Annotated in this window: 24 protein-coding genes; 17 read left to right on the plus strand and 7 right to left on the minus strand. The window is 61.2% G+C overall.

What is annotated here, in order from left to right; translation table 11 throughout:
* Window positions 1-133: 133 nt before the first annotated feature.
* The 3 genes from RE4_RS28945 (at window position 134) to RE4_RS28955 (ending at window position 2,755) form a co-directional block, all read left to right on the plus strand.
* The gene (locus RE4_RS28945; RefSeq protein ID WP_024488130.1) at window positions 134-1,153 is read left to right on the plus strand and encodes a hypothetical protein; all 1,020 of its coding nucleotides are present in this window, start codon (window positions 134-136) and stop codon (window positions 1,151-1,153) included.
* A gap of 141 nt (window positions 1,154-1,294) precedes the next feature.
* On the plus strand, window positions 1,295-1,657 hold the full coding sequence (locus RE4_RS28950; RefSeq protein ID WP_024488131.1) for a hypothetical protein: 363 nt from the start codon (window positions 1,295-1,297) through the stop codon (window positions 1,655-1,657).
* A gap of 318 nt (window positions 1,658-1,975) precedes the next feature.
* Complete coding sequence (locus RE4_RS28955; RefSeq protein ID WP_024488132.1) at window positions 1,976-2,755, plus strand: hypothetical protein; 780 nt, start codon at window positions 1,976-1,978, stop codon at window positions 2,753-2,755.
* A 19-nt stretch (window positions 2,756-2,774) separates the two neighbouring features.
* Here the strand turns inward: RE4_RS28955 and RE4_RS31145 are convergent, their stop codons facing one another.
* Entirely contained in the window at window positions 2,775-2,921 is a 147-nt protein-coding gene (locus RE4_RS31145; protein WP_155404353.1) for a hypothetical protein, read from the minus strand.
* A 326-nt stretch (window positions 2,922-3,247) separates the two neighbouring features.
* Here RE4_RS31145 and RE4_RS28960 point away from each other — a divergent pair, with 326 nt between their 5' ends.
* The gene (locus RE4_RS28960) at window positions 3,248-3,433 is read left to right on the plus strand and encodes a hypothetical protein (RefSeq protein WP_020971566.1); all 186 of its coding nucleotides are present in this window, start codon (window positions 3,248-3,250) and stop codon (window positions 3,431-3,433) included.
* Window positions 3,434-3,484: 51 nt separating this feature from the next.
* Here RE4_RS28960 and RE4_RS31385 read toward each other — a convergent pair whose 3' ends face one another.
* Both RE4_RS31385 and RE4_RS31150 read right to left on the minus strand, forming a co-directional pair.
* Window positions 3,485-3,649: a hypothetical protein gene (locus tag RE4_RS31385; RefSeq protein ID WP_167343369.1), complete on the minus strand. Its 165-nt coding sequence runs from the start codon at window positions 3,647-3,649 to the stop codon at window positions 3,485-3,487.
* Between the two features lie 7 nt (window positions 3,650-3,656).
* Entirely contained in the window at window positions 3,657-3,833 is a 177-nt protein-coding gene (locus RE4_RS31150) for a hypothetical protein (protein WP_155250641.1), read from the minus strand.
* 372 nt (window positions 3,834-4,205) lie between these two features.
* Between RE4_RS31150 and imuA' the strand changes: the two genes are divergently transcribed.
* Window positions 4,206-5,015, plus strand: coding sequence for a DnaE2-dependent mutagenesis accessory factor ImuA' (imuA', locus tag RE4_RS28970; protein ID WP_029538937.1), 810 nt, complete (start codon window positions 4,206-4,208; stop codon window positions 5,013-5,015).
* A complete protein-coding gene (locus RE4_RS28975) occupies window positions 5,012-5,350 on the plus strand; it encodes a hypothetical protein (protein ID WP_019750097.1) in 339 nt (112 codons plus the stop codon). The genes imuA' and RE4_RS28975 overlap by 4 nt, the downstream gene beginning before the upstream one ends.
* Here the strand turns inward: RE4_RS28975 and RE4_RS28980 are convergent.
* Window positions 5,341-6,630, minus strand: a complete 1,290-nt coding sequence (locus RE4_RS28980) for a caspase family protein (RefSeq protein ID WP_019750098.1) — start codon at window positions 6,628-6,630, stop codon at window positions 5,341-5,343. The two genes, RE4_RS28975 and RE4_RS28980, sit on opposite strands and share 10 nt — an antisense overlap.
* Entirely contained in the window at window positions 6,627-6,995 is a 369-nt protein-coding gene (locus RE4_RS28985) for an effector-associated constant component EACC1 (protein WP_127160090.1), read from the minus strand. The genes RE4_RS28980 and RE4_RS28985 overlap by 4 nt, the downstream gene beginning before the upstream one ends.
* Window positions 6,996-7,529: 534 nt before the next feature.
* On the opposite strand from RE4_RS28985, the gene RE4_RS28990 reads away from it, so the two are divergent.
* The 10 genes from RE4_RS28990 to RE4_RS29030 all read left to right on the plus strand — a co-directional run bounded on the left by RE4_RS28990 (window position 7,530) and on the right by RE4_RS29030 (window position 13,011).
* Window positions 7,530-7,739: a hypothetical protein gene (locus tag RE4_RS28990; RefSeq protein WP_007734790.1), complete on the plus strand. Its 210-nt coding sequence runs from the start codon at window positions 7,530-7,532 to the stop codon at window positions 7,737-7,739.
* A gap of 73 nt (window positions 7,740-7,812) precedes the next feature.
* Window positions 7,813-8,067, plus strand: coding sequence for a hypothetical protein (locus RE4_RS28995; RefSeq protein WP_019750101.1), 255 nt, complete (start codon window positions 7,813-7,815; stop codon window positions 8,065-8,067).
* An 86-nt stretch (window positions 8,068-8,153) separates the two neighbouring features.
* A complete protein-coding gene (locus tag RE4_RS29000; RefSeq protein WP_019750102.1) occupies window positions 8,154-9,716 on the plus strand; it encodes a ParB/RepB/Spo0J family partition protein in 1,563 nt (520 codons plus the stop codon).
* A gap of 571 nt (window positions 9,717-10,287) precedes the next feature.
* The gene (gene nrdH, locus RE4_RS29005; protein ID WP_019750103.1) at window positions 10,288-10,518 is read left to right on the plus strand and encodes a glutaredoxin-like protein NrdH; all 231 of its coding nucleotides are present in this window, start codon (window positions 10,288-10,290) and stop codon (window positions 10,516-10,518) included.
* A gap of 32 nt (window positions 10,519-10,550) precedes the next feature.
* Window positions 10,551-10,871, plus strand: coding sequence for a hypothetical protein (locus tag RE4_RS29010; RefSeq protein WP_019750104.1), 321 nt, complete (start codon window positions 10,551-10,553; stop codon window positions 10,869-10,871).
* Between the two features lie 6 nt (window positions 10,872-10,877).
* Window positions 10,878-11,453, plus strand: a complete 576-nt coding sequence (locus RE4_RS29015; RefSeq protein ID WP_024488173.1) for a DnaB-like helicase N-terminal domain-containing protein — start codon at window positions 10,878-10,880, stop codon at window positions 11,451-11,453.
* Window positions 11,450-11,674: a hypothetical protein gene (locus RE4_RS29020; RefSeq protein WP_042449146.1), complete on the plus strand. Its 225-nt coding sequence runs from the start codon at window positions 11,450-11,452 to the stop codon at window positions 11,672-11,674. The genes RE4_RS29015 and RE4_RS29020 overlap by 4 nt, the downstream gene beginning before the upstream one ends.
* Window positions 11,671-11,838 (plus strand): hypothetical protein, encoded by a 168-nt coding sequence (locus tag RE4_RS31390; protein WP_167343370.1) that lies wholly within the window; start codon window positions 11,671-11,673, stop codon window positions 11,836-11,838. Before RE4_RS29020 ends, RE4_RS31390 begins: the two co-directional genes overlap by 4 nt.
* 118 nt (window positions 11,839-11,956) lie before the next feature.
* Window positions 11,957-12,172, plus strand: a complete 216-nt coding sequence (locus RE4_RS29025; RefSeq protein WP_007734780.1) for an antitoxin VbhA family protein — start codon at window positions 11,957-11,959, stop codon at window positions 12,170-12,172.
* Window positions 12,169-13,011: a Fic/DOC family protein gene (locus tag RE4_RS29030; protein WP_042449143.1), complete on the plus strand. Its 843-nt coding sequence runs from the start codon at window positions 12,169-12,171 to the stop codon at window positions 13,009-13,011. Before RE4_RS29025 ends, RE4_RS29030 begins: the two co-directional genes overlap by 4 nt.
* A gap of 53 nt (window positions 13,012-13,064) precedes the next feature.
* Here the strand turns inward: RE4_RS29030 and RE4_RS29035 are convergent, their stop codons facing one another.
* Both RE4_RS29035 and RE4_RS29040 read right to left on the minus strand, forming a co-directional pair.
* Window positions 13,065-13,424: a hypothetical protein gene (locus tag RE4_RS29035; protein WP_037134948.1), complete on the minus strand. Its 360-nt coding sequence runs from the start codon at window positions 13,422-13,424 to the stop codon at window positions 13,065-13,067.
* A gap of 225 nt (window positions 13,425-13,649) precedes the next feature.
* Window positions 13,650-13,889 (minus strand): hypothetical protein, encoded by a 240-nt coding sequence (locus RE4_RS29040; protein WP_019750019.1) that lies wholly within the window; start codon window positions 13,887-13,889, stop codon window positions 13,650-13,652.
* Between the two features lie 924 nt (window positions 13,890-14,813).
* On the opposite strand from RE4_RS29040, the gene RE4_RS29045 reads away from it, so the two are divergent.
* The coding region (locus RE4_RS29045) for an ArdC family protein (protein ID WP_155716997.1) at window positions 14,814-15,263 on the plus strand (450 nt) is incomplete at its 3' end.

A 15,263-nucleotide genomic window follows, 5' to 3' on the forward strand; every position in this document is an offset into this window, starting at 1 on the left:
TCCGATTTCGCCAGTCGACCAGAATATGAGACTGTAGGGTACGGTTCACGAGTCGGATTCGTCCCCGAGGCGGTGGCGTCGCCGCATCCCACTGGGCATACTGCGATCTCGGCAGGCTGACGATCGGACGAATATGGACAGCGTTGAGCGTCTCGTGGTGCAGGTTTCGGAATCGAACCGACTACTTCATCAGGGGGGCGTGTCTCGCTGGCGGATCAGCCTGATGCTTCTCGACAACACCGCCGAACTGCTACTGAAGCGTGAGTGCGACAGCAAACTCTCTCTGAATCACCTGGGCCAGGGCTACTACGAGGCGGTGTGTGCCGCTTTGGAGCGAGGCGAGACCGAAGAGCAGCCGACGCCATTCGATGACGACGATGCACCGCCTCGAAAACTTGTAGACGTGAAGGCCGAGCTCGAGCGAAAGCTGGTGTCAGACGGAGACCTGAAGAAGATCGAGAGTGAGTTCGCCCCCAAGGTTGCCTATCTTCAACTCAACGATGTGTTCAGCCCGTCTCACGCCGCTGTTCTCAGGCGGATGCACCTGTACCGCAACGAGATCTACCATGACGACAAGGTACGGCCGGCGACCGTCGAGGCAGCAGCGAAAATCTACACGTATGTCGTCTGCGACCTGATGCAACGAAGTTCGTCGTCTGGCGTGCCGATTGCGATGAGCGCGCCTACCCCCGAGCTCGACGCGCTCTTTCCCGAGCAGAAGCACCACCCCTCCGAACTGGGGCGATACGCTGACAGACTACTGGCTCTCTCACCGATCGATACGGCAGAGAAGCTGGCAAAGACGCTCTCGGAACATCTGATAGATCGGCTCGAAGAACTGGATCTAGACCTCAGCTATGTCCAAACGCGGGGTAGCAACTGCGGAGTCGTCATCGACGAGGAGTTAAGAGCCCGTGCGCTCGATGAGATTCTCGCGGGGCAAACGCTCGCGAAAAAGATCAGTTATCGCACTGTGCGGCAGTGGAAGGGATCGGCCCGCAAGCTCGGCCATAGCGCTGACTATGTCAAGGCCTTCGAGAAGTTCGCTACAACGGAGACCGCGCTCGAAGACGTAGAGGACCAGGTACACCACGTAGTGCGCGCCATTGATGCACACATCAACGAAATGATCGACTGGCGCAGAGGCAAGTGACGTGACACGTGCTGGGTGAGCGTTTGCGTCGTCCGAGATGACGATGGTCAGAACGCACACCCGAACCCGCAGGAAGCCGCTCAAGCGGTTTCCCGAGAACTCATCTGGATCGCGCTACTCGGCCAGCCGAACTAGGGGAAGATGGGCCGGCGCTACCAGAATGACACCACCGACGAAGGGCAAGAGATGGGCAACCTGGGTCCTTATCAGGACTTCGCGACCGCAGCCAAGCAAGTGGGCGGCGTTCAGAGTTTCATCAAGATAATTCAGAAAGAGGCTGTATCGAAGGCCGAGCCTGCCATCTTCGCGAAAGGCTTCGGCACGGGTGCCGCATTCGTCAGCGTGAGTGCCGTGCTCGTGGCCAGCGGTGCAGTTGCGGGCAAGAAGTACTTGGAGCAGCGGAAGGCCGACCAAAAAGCTGCCGAGGAAGCAAAGACGCAGCTGGCCTCGGAGATCGCAGTCCTGGAGGGCCAGGCAGGGTATGACGGTTCGCAGCCGGACTAACCAGTGGAGCACCTCGACGGGCGGACCACTAAGGGGAAAGCGCCGAATGTGATTGCGGGCAACCCCGAGGGTCCTGCGAATTCCGGCCGACACCCTTCAGGGGCCACGACACCCAGAAATGACGAAACCCTCTGCTGAATTGGCAGAGGGTTTCGTCGGTGTCTATTAGCGAACAGATCCTGTCTGACGCTGTGCTCCATGACAATATCACTTGGAATTGCGCCTTGTCCAAGACCCGCAAATATGATTCCGTCCGGCGCCAGCCCCGGCGCCGCATACTGCGAATCCTGGACGAAGGCCGCTATGTAGGTTAATTCCATGCCAGCACGAATCCTCCCGCACCTGAGCAACCCCAGATTGGCTGTGTACAGAGCCGAATGCGGAGACCCAACAGACGCAAATGTTGCCGCACTGTACGCATGGCAAGGGGAATTGCACGCGGCCTGGTACGAAGTGCTTGGCTACGTCGAAATGATGCTGAGGCATTCCCTCGACAACGCCCTCGCCGACTGGAACGTATCCAACACCTTTCCGGGCGGCGGCAGCCGAGAATGGCTCACCAATGCAGCCAGACCACTGGACTCATTCAAGACCAAAATGGCAGAAGACGCCAAGAGCTGCGCCAGTCGCGCGGCAGCACAAAGAGCTCCAACACACCCCAGGTCCGGTGCCTCCGTCACACACGACGACCTGGTCGCACAACTGACCTTCGGGAACCTGACATCCCTATTGCTGACGAAGTCCAATCAACTCACACACCGAAAAGTCAAGAAAACTGGCCGGTCAGGGCGAGAAAACCTATGGCTGAACGCGACTATCAACGCCTTTCCCCACATCGACACCGAATGGCCCCCAGGAGCCCGGGGCAACACAAATGATCGCAAAATCGATGTCGGATACTACGTAGGAAACACCGCGGAAAACCTCCGCCGCCTCCGCAATCGAGTAGGTCACCACGAACAAACTCTGAACGCCAACCACGCGGCCCGCCACGACGAAGCGTTAGCACTGGCCCGTGCTATTGATCCCGCCGCCGGCGCGGCAATCACAAGCCTCAGCTCGGTACCGAAAGTGCTCGCTGAGCGTCCCAAATCGTAACCATCCGAGGCCTGCCGAGTTACCCGACACTGTCGGACACCTGAACTATCCTCGAACTCGCGACGAGCATCAGGTCGCCGCACTGACCCAGACCGAAGCGCAAGCCGAAGTCCTGACCTGAACGCAACCCGTCCAGATCGGTCACACGTGGCGACCTGATACTCATTCACCGACCAAAAATCAGAGCTACCGCGACACCACCCGTGTCGAGTCCCGTCGCTCCCGCACAATCACCCCGCCAGCGCACCGAGCGGGAGGTGCCCACCGCCGCACACAACCACCGCCGGCCACACACCAAGAACCGAACGACACCTCCGGCGCCGTTGCCGCTCCGCGGCCCCGAGTGGTCAAGAAAGTCGTCGTACAAGTCGCCCCAGAACACCATGCCGGGGACCCGACCCGTCAACCCACGCTCCGCTCTACGGGGTTGACCGCCCACCCTCGACATGGTGACAGGGGAGCGACTCTACCGACTCGCAGGAAGGCATCACCATGACCGAAACAGCCACTCCCACACGCTTTGTCGTAATACCCCGCACCGAAGAACACGGCGGATACGAGAACGAGTGCTTCACGCACTACGTCCAAGACGGCCGCGGCCGCTACTGCCTACGCGGACCGATGGTCCAGTCAGACGCGGAATGGCTTGCGAACAAGATGAATACACAGTTGGGCTAACCAACAGGCAAGGCCCGCACCGGATTCGGTGCGGGCCTCACTGCTGCACTCCTACGCCGGGGCAGGACGCTCCGGCATCTTCATCAGGATCAGATCCGCACCGTCCTTGTACCGATACGCCCACCGACCATCCGAAGTCAGCACCGTGCCGGCCTGGCCCTCGTCCGGCGCCGGGCTCCACCCCTGAATCGCGTCCGGCTCTTCAATCTCACTCATCAAACCCTCACTCGTACGTTCCAGGCCGGGTGACCTGACCAGAAGTGTCCCTCCGAATGCCCTGAGTGAGGAATCCGTCCGCGTCCTCACTTGTGCCGGTCATATCCGCAGGGAGCCCACAAGCGATCGCGAACTCCACCAGGTCGAGATTCGGATCCGAATACATCAAAACCTGAGCCGTCACCACGACAGCATTCCACCGCACATAATCGGGGCCGCGGTCAGTGAGGGCGCCTGTGCTGCGGTTCGTATCGGTTGATCGGTCGTGCCCTGCCCGATCGCGTCTGTACGGCGCATCTGACCAATCGTGTTGCTTGATCTCGTCCGCAAATTCTTGCGCAAGTCTGCTCAGCGCCATGCCCTTCAACCTTTCGACAGGAAACCCATCCGCCAGCGGGTGGAGTCTCAGCGTTTCCCTGACGAAATCACCAAACAAAACGGTACGCCGCGGAGCCGACACATTCGGCGACCGTCACCCGAGTGGGGACATATGACATCGAACGTCTGTTCGACTATCGTAAGTGAAGGTAGTGAACCGGCAGGAGGGCAGGTCGTCATGACTGAACTGTCCGACCAGGTCACGCCCGGTGCAGAAGTCCTCAGCAAAGCGGAAAGGCTCGAACAACTCCGCCGCAAAATGGCGTCGATACCCGCACGATCCGACGGCACCGAACCAGCCACCCCATCCGTCATGCTCCGCCCCGTCGACGAGCGCGAGCCGACCCCCATCGTGGCCACCGCGCAATCCGCCCTCCGGATGCTTCCCGTCCCTACTCCGATCGGCGATCTACTCCCACGCGGGGGGCTTGCACGAGGAACCGTCGTCAGCGTCGACGGCGCAGCGTCAGTCCTGATCGGACTACTCGCCACCATCACCGCCGCCGGCGGCCACGTCGCCGTGATCGGAATGCCCGGACTCGGACTCCTCGCCTTCCACGAGCAAGGCGGAGATTTAGCGAAGATCGCCCTCGTCCCTCAGCCAAAGGACGCCGGAATCGACTGCGCCGCAATTCTGCTGGAGGGTTTCGACGCCGTTGTCCTGGGTCTGTCCGGTGGCGCTGTGACGCCCTCACGCGGGCGGGCAGTGACCGCCCGTGCGCGGAGTAAGGGTTCGCTGCTCATAGTCGCCGAGGGGCAATGGGACGGTCCGGATCTGCGCATCTCGTCCCGAGTTTCCGGATACTCAGGATTATCAGCGGGGAGAGGGCGAGTGACAGGCGTTCAGCTCGATGTCGCGGCCGCCGGCAAAGGATTCCAGCAACGCACCGGACGTATGGAGATCCGCGACGAGAGCGGACAACTCCGCTGGGCAACCGTCGACGACACCGTCATCGCATCGACGCCGCCTTTGAGGGCAGCGCAGTGATCAACACCGACCATTGGTCCGAACGATGGCCCGATCACCCCGTGATCAGGACATTCGACCCGCCGCGGGCAGTGAAAGTCGACATCGGCCGTGCGCTCCCGCTCGGACGTGGGGGAGCCTCACGCGCCGATCATGTGAGCATGCGGGTGAAAACGTCCGCGCTCTACATGTCCGGATACCTCGACGGTATTTTGAAATTTTGGGCGAGGATGCACGATGGTCAATGGTTGGCCGGGGTAACCGTGCGAGTCACCGATGCCGGCGGAACCAACGTCGTTGAGATCGACTTGCTGGTGACCGCCGACGCGATCACCGAAGCTGTAGATCAGGTTTGAATCGGTTGGCCCTCTCCGGCTGGCTGTGGATGCTCAATATCGGATTTCGACCACCTGTTTCCGGCCGCGTCAGTGAATATGAGGTCCGCTCGAACTGCCCACGCCTCAGGCGCAAAATAGAGAACTGTCGAGTTCTCGCCGGCAGGAAGAGATACCGGAAAAGAATCAGGCATTCTCGCAACGTGTTGCAGCGCAACAGAAATTGCCTTGCTCAAAGCGGCATTTTCGACCATTGCGCTATTGAGTGATCCGAGCCTCTTTCGAAGCTCTGCACGAGGGCGCTCGTTGAATGCTCGCACCAAAGCAGGTTGGCCCTTTGCTGGGACGCATTCGTCCTCGGTTCGGATCCCGGCGTCCCCAACGGGATATACCTGTACGTCCAGCTCAGTGATTGGGGTGGCGCTGCCGTTGTGGATTGTGACGTTCCAGAATCCCGGCCCAAGCGGGTTCGAGGTGGCGGAGGGTACAACCCTTCGTGCTTCATCGAACTCAAAAGTGCGCTCAGGCGGCCCGATCACGGATACCGGAGCAGGGGGCCGTGGGGTACCGAAGAGCACTATGTCGCCAGCTGCATCAACACTTCGGCGGTGAGGTTCCGGTCGACCCTGCGCTTTCAAACGTCTGCGCGTTGCGCCGTATAGCTCCTCGAGGGTTTGGCCGGGTGACTGGCGGGCTGCGGCAAGGAGTGCCCCTGTAAACGCAGTGTTCGGCTCTCCCCGCGGCGCAAAGGACGGTTGATTGGCAGCAGAGGAGGCAAGCGTGTAGGTGCCTTCGACATCAAGTAAAGCGGGCTGGAGTCCGGTGTCACCACTCATAGACTCGAAGGCTCGACCTGAAAAACAGCAGTCCAGGACCAGTATTCGTACCGCTGCCTGGCTGTCCTGGAGAGCTTCGCGTACTAGTTCGAATGACAACGCTGTCCAGGGCAGCTGACTAGGGTTCGTTCCAGGTAGCCCCAGATACAACCGCCCGCGGCTGTTAACGAGACCGTGGCCGCTGTAGTACACCAACAAGACGTCCTCGGCTTCGCGGCCGGCTGCTTCGAGAACGCGACCAATCTCGCGGGGCCCTTTCGGATTCTCGACGAGTTGGCAGTGTTCAACAGCGAAGGTGCCCAGATCCGGTTCCGTCAGCAGGTGCTGCACATCCGTGAGGTTGGCAGAAACCGAGTTGAGGGATGACAAGGTCTCGGAGCTAGCAGTGGGTTCTTCATCCGCCCCGTATTGGCTGACACCGATCAGGACCGCACGAGACCGGTCAAGGTCCGGCCGGCGGCTCATGCTGTCGTGTCCAGGGAGTCGATCATCGTTTGCATATTGGAGAAAATCTTGTCCTGCTTCACGCGTTTACCCTCAACCGAAATCTCGGCGCCGGTGGGAAGCGTGACTTTGAGGTTGACATCTGAGTTCCGGTTAGCGAACCAAGCTTTGAGGGAAGCGACGAGGGCGGTGCCGATGCCCCCAGAGCCAACGGCCACCAACAAGACATCGGCGAGGCCACCCATTTGTCCGTCTTGTGCGGGCGGTGCCTGAAGCTGGATCCGCCCGCGCAATGCGTTGTCGTGTCGAAACCACTCCATCAGTTGAATCAAGTCAGTGGGATTGCCGCTGATTTGGATAGGGGCTTCCCCACTCTGATTGGTCATGCACGTATCTTGCCGCATTCGCCGGAGATGGCACTGAGCCGCCAAACTGCATCCGCCTGCCCGGCGGCCTGGCCACCTTCGGTGTCCCCCGAAGAGAACTCCGCTTCGCTCCGTCTGGAAAAGCGTTCTATTTGTTTCTCCTTCTGGCCTTCCGATTTTGACCGGCGGTGACCTGCGCGCAACCGCTGACTCCGCTTCGCTTCGGCCTTCGGCTCGAAAGACTTTTTCAACCCGCACTCGCAGGCTCGCAGAAAAACTCTTCCGCTCACCAGTTGCACTCCGGCCCCCTAATGCCGGTCCAACTCTCCTATGCCAGAAGGCGAAAAAAATTGGCGGGGCACGGGATTCGTCCCCAGCCACGAACGAAAGGTCACCGATGAGCGACGACTACAACGCAGCAACCAACCACTACGCCGGACTGACTTGCGGGTGCGGGGACTACTCCTGCCCTCGCATGCACAACGACGCCGCACAGTGCGTCAACGCCGAGTAGACGACAGCCAACCCGCCCACCCCAAAACAAAGGAAAACCACGTGAGCACCGAAACCGACACCCTCGCACCCGCGCTCGTCGCCGTTGTCGAGGCGACCGCAGCCCTTGATGCAGCGATGTTCGACCGCAGCCGCGAAGGGTTCATCGACGTCACCGCCCTGGTCGACGCCTTCGCAGCCGCCCGCGCCGCAGCCCGCGACGCCGGACACACCGAGGAGGACATCGACGCCGCCGCCACCCCCACCAACTAACCACCCGCCCATCCGTCACACGCAAGGACGCGCAGCATGACCGACCACAACCGCCCGACCGAAGGAGAAAACGATGTACGGCTACGACCTGCACAACATCTGCGAGAAAGCAGATGCCTGGGCGAAGTTGTTCGAGACAGCCGAGTATCTCGGCAGCGTCGTCGAGCACAACTGCTGTCCGGAAATCGACGTGTTCGTGGAGCTGCTCATCGCGCTCGACTACCACGGCCACGCCTCCGCCCTGATGGACGCACACATCGAGGCCGATAGCTGCCGAGACCGTCACCCCACGGCCGATCAAGTGATCTTGGAACCGGCCACCGCTTGAGATCGAAAACCCTACGGAAACAACACAACACCGGGCAGCTGTTACCTGCCCGGTGTCGTGTCCCGAAGTCTACGAGAGGCAACACCGTGACCGCAACACACACCGCCCCCGCCGCAGCACTCGAGGTCGCGCAGCTGCACCCCGACACCCTCGACATCGGCGAGAACGTCCGCGACAGCGTCGATCTGGCGCAGACCCCCGACTTCGTCGAATCCATCCGCGAAAACGGAGTACTCGAAGCGATCAGCGCCGTACGAACCGCAGACGGAACGATCGTCGTCCGCGACGGCCAGCGCCGCACCCTCGCCGCCCGCGAAACCGGACTGACCAGCATTCCCGTCGTGATCTACCCCGACACCGCAGGCAGTGACAAGGCCCGCGCCGTCGACCGGATCGGCAAGCAGATCACCGCCAACCGGCACCGCGAAGGGCTGACCGCAGCGCAGCACACCCGAGGAGTTGCGCAGATGCTCGAATTCGGCGCATCCATCACGAAGGTGTCCAAGACCCTCGCGATGGACAAGAAAGACGTGAAAGCCCAGGCAGCGGTAGGGAAAGCCGAGGCAGCCCGCGCAGCCCTCGACGCCGGACAGCTCGACCTCGCACACGCCGCAGTAGTGGCCGAGTTCGAGGAAGCCGGAGACGCCGAAGCCGTCGAAAAGCTCCTTACCACCAGGTCTTACGACTTCGACCACGTAGCGGAGCGACTACGCGGGTTGCGCGAAGAACGGGAGGCATACGCCCTCGCCGCAGCTCCGTTCGCGGAGAAGGGATTTACGATCTTTCCCTTCGATCGGCGCAGTTTCCGTGACGAGGTGTCCCCGGCCGAGCTGGTCACCACAGACGGCGACGAGGTCACCCAAGAGCTGGTCGACGCAGCCCCGCAGTTCTGGGCAGTGTTTCTGGGATTGAACGATGCGTTTTTCGACAAAGCCACCGGCGAGCGCGTCGATTACGACGATGTCGATTGGGACACCGAGGACGACGATTCCGCCGTACCCGAGGAAGGGCTACGGCACGCCAACACCGTCGACTACCGGCCCGAGTACCTACCGGACTACTGGTGCATCGACCAGGAAGGCGCTGGACTCGAGCCGCGACCGATCATCGACGCCGTTCCCGCCGCCGCAGGTGCCAGCGGAAACGACCCCGCCGAGGCAGCTCGGGCAGTGCGCGAGCAGGAAGCGAAGGACAAGCAGGAACGGCGACGAGTCCGCGAGTTGAACAAGCAGGCCGAGGCCGCGACCACCGTCCGCCGCGAGTTTCTGCGCACGACCTTGCTCGCCCGCAAGACCCCGCCGAAAACGGCAGCGGCCTACGTCGCGGCCACCCTCGCCCGCGATCCCGGACTGATCTCGGAATACAAGGCAGCGGAATCACTCGGTGAACTGCTCGGATTCAAGGGCTACTACCCCGGCCGAGAGTTGGCCGAGCAAGTGGCGAAGGTGTCCGAGGCTCGCGCTCAGGTGCTGCTTCTCGCGTTGGTGATCGCCGCGCAAGAGTCCCGCATGGTCAAAGACGCATGGCGATCCAAGCCCAAGAATGCCGACCAGTACCTCAGTTTCCTGATGGGACAGGGCTACACCCTCGCCGCCGTTGAGGAAATCATCACCGGACAGCTCACATTCGACGAGGTCGCGATCGACTGACCCGATGAAGCGGCGATCCCCGGCCCGAAAGGGTTGGGGATCGTCCGCCCTTCCGCCCCGCACCTTCCACCTCCGGCCGGCGGTCAGAGCCACTGGCGGACCGGAAGGGCGGAAGGGCGGACACCACCACAGACACTCGAGAAATCACCCGGCCGCCAGCCACGACCCACGATAAAAGCGCAAGGAAAAGAAATCGACCCGCCCCGGTGTGAACATTCTTCTATCCCGACACTCGCGCATCAAGGCCGCTCCAGAAATAATATCCACACGCGCCACTCGCACGCTCGAACAAAGGCGCTAAGATATTTTTTCCTACGCTCACCTTGACCCACTCCCGACGAGACCAGAATATCGGCACATACCGGGGGATGGGGAGAAAGTGCAGGTAGGGCGCATGCAGGTAGCTGTGTACATCAGGGTTTGGTATTAGCGAAAGAATGCGGAAAATGATTGAAGATGTCATTAACTAAAGCGGAAACTAATCGAAGAAATACCCGCGAAAGTATTGGTTTATATTGCATTGTTCGATAGACTGAAATCAATAAAGAATCATCGAAGAGGGGGAATGACAATGGCGATCACCGTATATACCAAGCCCGCATGTGTGCAATGCAATGCCACGTACCGCGCACTCGACAAAGCGGGAATCGAATACGCCGTCATCGACATCACCGAAGACGCACAGGCCCGCGATTACGTCATGAGCCTGGGATACCTGCAAGCCCCCGTCGTCGTCGCAGGAGAAAACCACTGGAGCGGATTCCGCCCAGACGAAATCAAGAAGCTCACCACGGCCGCCTGACCACGCCCTTTCACCAGCGAAACGAGGACACCATGACCGCAGCAGCATTCACCTTCACTCCCGATGCAGACTTCGTCGACCGCGCACTCGACGCCGAGCTCCGCCGCGACAGCGAATCCGTCGACCGCAAACTCCGCACCATGCTCGCCGCCCTCGACGACTCCCTCGCCGGAATCAGCGATGCACGCGAAGAACTGCACACCCTCTACACCGCCCCCGGCACGGACACCGCCGGAGATGTTTCCGCCCATGACCAGGACATCGCAACTCATCTCGCCGAGGCTGCCCGCAACCTCCGCGCGGCCGCCGTGATCCTGCGCAGCCACCGGCAACTCACCTCACAGCGACCCTGACCTCCCATGCCCACCGGCGACAGCAAGGACCCCGACGTGACACTCTCACTGGCCACCGCCCCCGACTTCGACGACCTCACCGACAACGACAGTGAGATCGACGAGTACAGCACCGCCCTCGACGTCGAGGCTCAACTCCTGTGCTCGCTGCTCTGGGCGCCGGCCGAGAGCGCGAAACGTGCCGTCGCAGCCTTGACCAGCGCAGACTTCTACCGGCCCGTGAACGCGGCACTGTTCACCGCCATCGAGGAGTTAGTCACTGCCGGCAAACCTCACAACAGTGCCCACGTCTTCACTACCTTGCAGCAGGAAGGCCGCACCAGCGGGCACCTCGGGAAACAGCTCACCAAAGCGCTCACCGACATCACCACCATCGGCGTCCCGTCCGCTGAACTCGAGCACAACATCGCAGCAGTCCTCACCCAGGCCTACCGGCGCGGATTCCGCGAAGCAGCACGATCCCTCGCCCAAGCCGCCGAAGAACTCCCCGAAGACCAACTGTTCGAGCACCTGCTCAGCATCGGCCGCGAACGCCGCGCAGCCTCCCAACGCCTCGCCGCCATCCGCGAAGGCCGAGCATGAACACTCCAGACAAGCCAAATCAGCGAATCAGCAGGCCGGGGGTGGTGAAACACAGCATCTTCGGTGTCCTCGCCCTCGCAGTCGCAGCCCTGGACTTCACCATCGGAACCAGCCGAACCCTCATCGCCGGAGTCGGATTACTCGCCCTTTCGACCTACAGCTTCCTGAAAGCGGCCAAACTCCGAAGGTCGCCCTCGAGCAGACAGGAACCCAGAACATGAACGATGACGAACACGACGCCTGGCAGCTGCACCACCACGGAGCCGACTGGGACGAAATCGGTACCGAAATGGGATGCAGCCCCACCACAGCGCAAACCCTCGCAGCCGCCTACGAGAAACGCACCGACGACGCCGCCGCGCAAACCCAAAACACTCTGTTCTGAACACCGCCCCACAACGGCTGTTGACCGCAGGAAACAGGCAATGATCAGGTAGAATAGACAACGGTGTGCAGCTCCCCTGCGCACCGCCACGCTCGACCGAGTCGACGAAGGAGCACCGGTGACCACTGCACGCAACGCACAGTCGCACATGACCGAAGCCCAGATCGACCGAGCCATCGCCGCCGCCACTGCCGGCCACCGCATGGCCGGCATGGAACCCAGCGAATACGGCATCGAAGTCGGCCGCCGGCAACTACGCGGAGAAATCACCGGCGACGAAGCAGTCGCACTCGTCCTCGCCGAAAACCGCCGTCGCCGAGCTGCCCGCAGTTGAAAGACCCGTACGTCGACCCCGAAACCGGGGTCCGGATCAACAAACTCGGGCACACCGACCCGCAAGCACTCCTCGAGGACGAAACCGAAGCGGCGTATCAGCGCATCCTGCAGCTCGAATTACAGCCCATCGCAGGTAATTTCGACTTCGACCACCTGAAAAAGATCCACCAATTCATCTTGCAAGACGTCTACGACTGGGCAGGCACCCTCCGCACCCGCGACACCGGCGCCGTCGGCATGAACCTCCCACACTGCCGACCCGAACACATCGAAAACCAGGCAGCGTTCATCTTCCGCGGAATCGCCAAAGACAACTTCCCCCAAGGACTCCCGAAAGACCGCGCCGTCGACCGCCTCGCCTATCACTGGGGCGAAACCACCGTCCTGCACCCGTTTCGGGACGGCAATTCCCGCACACAACGAGTCTTCTTCGACGAACTCCTCAAATCCTCCGGTTGGACCATCGACTGGCAGAAAGTCCACGCCTCCGCAGTGCAAGCAGCCCGCTACGTCGCCATGGAAGCAACCCACACACCGCTCCGCGACGTCCTCGCCCCCGGCGTACACCGCAACGGCACCGAACCACCCACGCTCGCCAAAACCCAAGGCAACGTCATTCACCTCGAGGTGGCCGAGCATCACAAGGCGATGATCGACCATCTCCGCAGCGGAAACCGCGAACCGTACAACCCGAACGAACTCAGCGACCTCATGCGCGGACGCCTACTCGACTACCCGTCACAGCCACCGACAGGTTCACGAGAATCAGGGACGAGCGGGCCGGAAACCTCGCGGACCCAGACACCGAAACGCGAACACGACCTCGGCAGAGACTGAAAACTTCCGGACAAAAGCAGATTGACCACAATAAATGTGGCCGTGAATTGCTCCTACTGAAACTTTTCGGCGCGCTCGTTCACCAAACGAGCAAGAACCCGAACCGTTTCCGGGTCAGTCATATCGCCACCACGCGCGCAACCGATCCGCGCACCGGACGCCGCCTCCGCAGCCCGCAACTCCGCATACGCCGCAACAAGCTCAGGACTCGGATTCGCCATCAGATCCGCCCGGCGCTTCTGCTCAGCCTTGTGAGCCAAACGCAACTTGCTAGACAGCTGCTCTTCGCGCCATATCCTGAACCTGCGACGCTTCCACGGAGAACGAACCGCAGCACCGCCCGTCCATGCCGCGAACTGCTTCTTGTCCCGCTCCCACGCCCGCGGCCGAAAATCCGGACTCCAACCATCCATCAACTTTTCCCCCACCTCGCATCAACCTGCGGACACACCCAAATTAACAGCGTTCAACCACCAACCGCCGCCGACGAAGATCCGAAACGCACGTCCGAACCAGCCGAAACGCGACCACGCCTCGACCCCGACGGACAACCCCCGGACCGAGAAATGGCCCGACTCAGGGTCGGACCATCCTCATCTCCATTTGCGATTAAGGGCCTACGAACAGCGCCTTCACGCTCATCGCACCCAACGAACCAACCAGCCCACCAAAATCAGCGGCAACGCCAACGCCACAATCAACACCCGACGCACCAAACCCCTGAATCCAGGGATCCACACCGCCGACTTCACAACCTCCAGCGCAGCAGGATCCCCAAAAGGAACCCCATACCCCAGCCAGCCCACGACGCGAATCAGCAGGAAAACCACGCTGATCAGACCCCAAACGGCATCCGCTGCCTTGCCGATCACCCGCATGGACCGATCGCCGCGCCACACCCGCGTTGCCAAAGACTCATCCGACCACCAACGAGGTCGAGTCCTTTGTCCAGACGCATTCTCTCGACTAGATCCATCTTCTTCATTTACCGTACTTTCATTAACCATGATAGAGCCTTTCTGTTAGTTCACGATTGTTCCCTTCGGTTCAGGATTTGCGCACAAAACTAGCCGCCGTCCATTCTTTCGGGATTCTTTGTCGCCCCGAGATTTCGAAGCAACGGATTACATCCTACCAGGTCGCAGCGACAATTTGCGAGCTTTCCGGGGTCGCGAGACCGATTTGATGCACTCGACAAGAATCGGCGCTCAGCTGCCCGTACAGCCCCGATAATAATGCGCCGGTACTCCGAGCTGGGGGCGGCACTGCATATTAACTAACAAAGGCCAAAAATATATACCCTCTTAGAATAAGGGCGGGTTTAAATAGACGGTTTCTCTTCAATGAACTCATCTCGAGAGCAGAGCTACCGCGACACCACACGTGGCCGGCCTCCGTCGCTCCCGCACAATCACCCCGCCAGCCACCCGAGCGGGAGGTGCGAACGCCTGGCCCGTCGCCGGCGGTGTGTTGGCGCCTGCCCGGCGGCCGACCACCTACCGGTGTCCCCCGAAATGAGCTCCGCTGCGCTCCGCACCAGCGAAAAGCGTTGATCTGTTTGTCCTTCTGGCCTTCCGATTCTCGTCGGCGGTGACCTACACGCAACCCCTGGCGGCGATGCCGACCCGAGGGCTCCGAGAAATTTTCTCAACCCGCACTCGCACGCTCGCAGAGAAATTTTCCCGGCCCAGGGGTGGCACTCCGGCCCCCTCATGCCGACGCGATTCTCCTTTGCCAGCAGGGCAAAAAAATTGGCGGCCACCGAGCAGGGGGCGCCACCGGATCAGCGGAGGTTGAAAGTTATGGGTGCGAAGACCACGGCAGACAAGAGCGCGGCACGACGCGAGCAGGCCGCCGCACTGCACGAGAGCATCACCGCGAAGGTCGCCCAGCTCACCGACACCGACGCATGGGCCGCCTACCTGACCGCCGCAGCAGCGTTCCACGCGTACAGCTTCAACAACGTCATGTTGATTTTCTCGCAGGCCCCCGACGCTAGCCAGGTCGCCGGATTCCGCAAGTGGCAAGAACTCGGACGACAGGTCCGCAAGGGCGAAAAGTCGATCAAGATTTTCGGCTACTCGACCAAGAAGATCACCGAAACCGACACCGAGACCGGCGAGGAAACCACCCGCCGCGCAGCACGGTTCCCGATCCTGTCCGTGTTCGACATCGCGCAAACCGATCCGATCGAAGGACACCCCGCAGCAGCCGCCGAAACCATCACCACCCGACTGCAAGGCGACGACTCC

Source organism: Rhodococcus erythropolis NBRC 15567 (assembly GCF_001552595.1).
Classification (GTDB): domain Bacteria; phylum Actinomycetota; class Actinomycetes; order Mycobacteriales; family Mycobacteriaceae; genus Rhodococcus_F; species Rhodococcus_F erythropolis.

Coding starts and splice junctions, on each gene's coding strand:
- RE4_RS28945 (WP_024488130.1), top strand. CDS start 134: ATGGACAGCGTTGAGCGTCTCGTGGTGCAGGTTTCGGAATCGAACCGA.
- imuA' (WP_029538937.1), top strand. CDS start 4,206: ATGACTGAACTGTCCGACCAGGTCACGCCCGGTGCAGAAGTCCTCAGC.
- RE4_RS28960 (WP_020971566.1), top strand. CDS start 3,248: ATGACCGAAACAGCCACTCCCACACGCTTTGTCGTAATACCCCGCACC.
- RE4_RS28955 (WP_024488132.1), top strand. CDS start 1,976: ATGCCAGCACGAATCCTCCCGCACCTGAGCAACCCCAGATTGGCTGTG.
- RE4_RS29035 (WP_037134948.1), bottom strand. CDS start 13,424: ATGGATGGTTGGAGTCCGGATTTTCGGCCGCGGGCGTGGGAGCGGGAC.
- RE4_RS31385 (WP_167343369.1), bottom strand. CDS start 3,649: ATGAGTGAGATTGAAGAGCCGGACGCGATTCAGGGGTGGAGCCCGGCG.
- RE4_RS29040 (WP_019750019.1), bottom strand. CDS start 13,889: ATGCGGGTGATCGGCAAGGCAGCGGATGCCGTTTGGGGTCTGATCAGC.
- RE4_RS31145 (WP_155404353.1), bottom strand. CDS start 2,921: ATGAGTATCAGGTCGCCACGTGTGACCGATCTGGACGGGTTGCGTTCA.
- RE4_RS29010 (WP_019750104.1), top strand. CDS start 10,551: ATGACCGCAGCAGCATTCACCTTCACTCCCGATGCAGACTTCGTCGAC.
- RE4_RS31390 (WP_167343370.1), top strand. CDS start 11,671: ATGAACGATGACGAACACGACGCCTGGCAGCTGCACCACCACGGAGCC.
- RE4_RS28950 (WP_024488131.1), top strand. CDS start 1,295: ATGGGCCGGCGCTACCAGAATGACACCACCGACGAAGGGCAAGAGATG.
- nrdH (WP_019750103.1), top strand. CDS start 10,288: ATGGCGATCACCGTATATACCAAGCCCGCATGTGTGCAATGCAATGCC.
- RE4_RS29015 (WP_024488173.1), top strand. CDS start 10,878: ATGCCCACCGGCGACAGCAAGGACCCCGACGTGACACTCTCACTGGCC.
- RE4_RS29020 (WP_042449146.1), top strand. CDS start 11,450: ATGAACACTCCAGACAAGCCAAATCAGCGAATCAGCAGGCCGGGGGTG.
- RE4_RS28985 (WP_127160090.1), bottom strand. CDS start 6,995: ATGACCAATCAGAGTGGGGAAGCCCCTATCCAAATCAGCGGCAATCCC.
- RE4_RS28980 (WP_019750098.1), bottom strand. CDS start 6,630: ATGAGCCGCCGGCCGGACCTTGACCGGTCTCGTGCGGTCCTGATCGGT.
- RE4_RS28995 (WP_019750101.1), top strand. CDS start 7,813: ATGTACGGCTACGACCTGCACAACATCTGCGAGAAAGCAGATGCCTGG.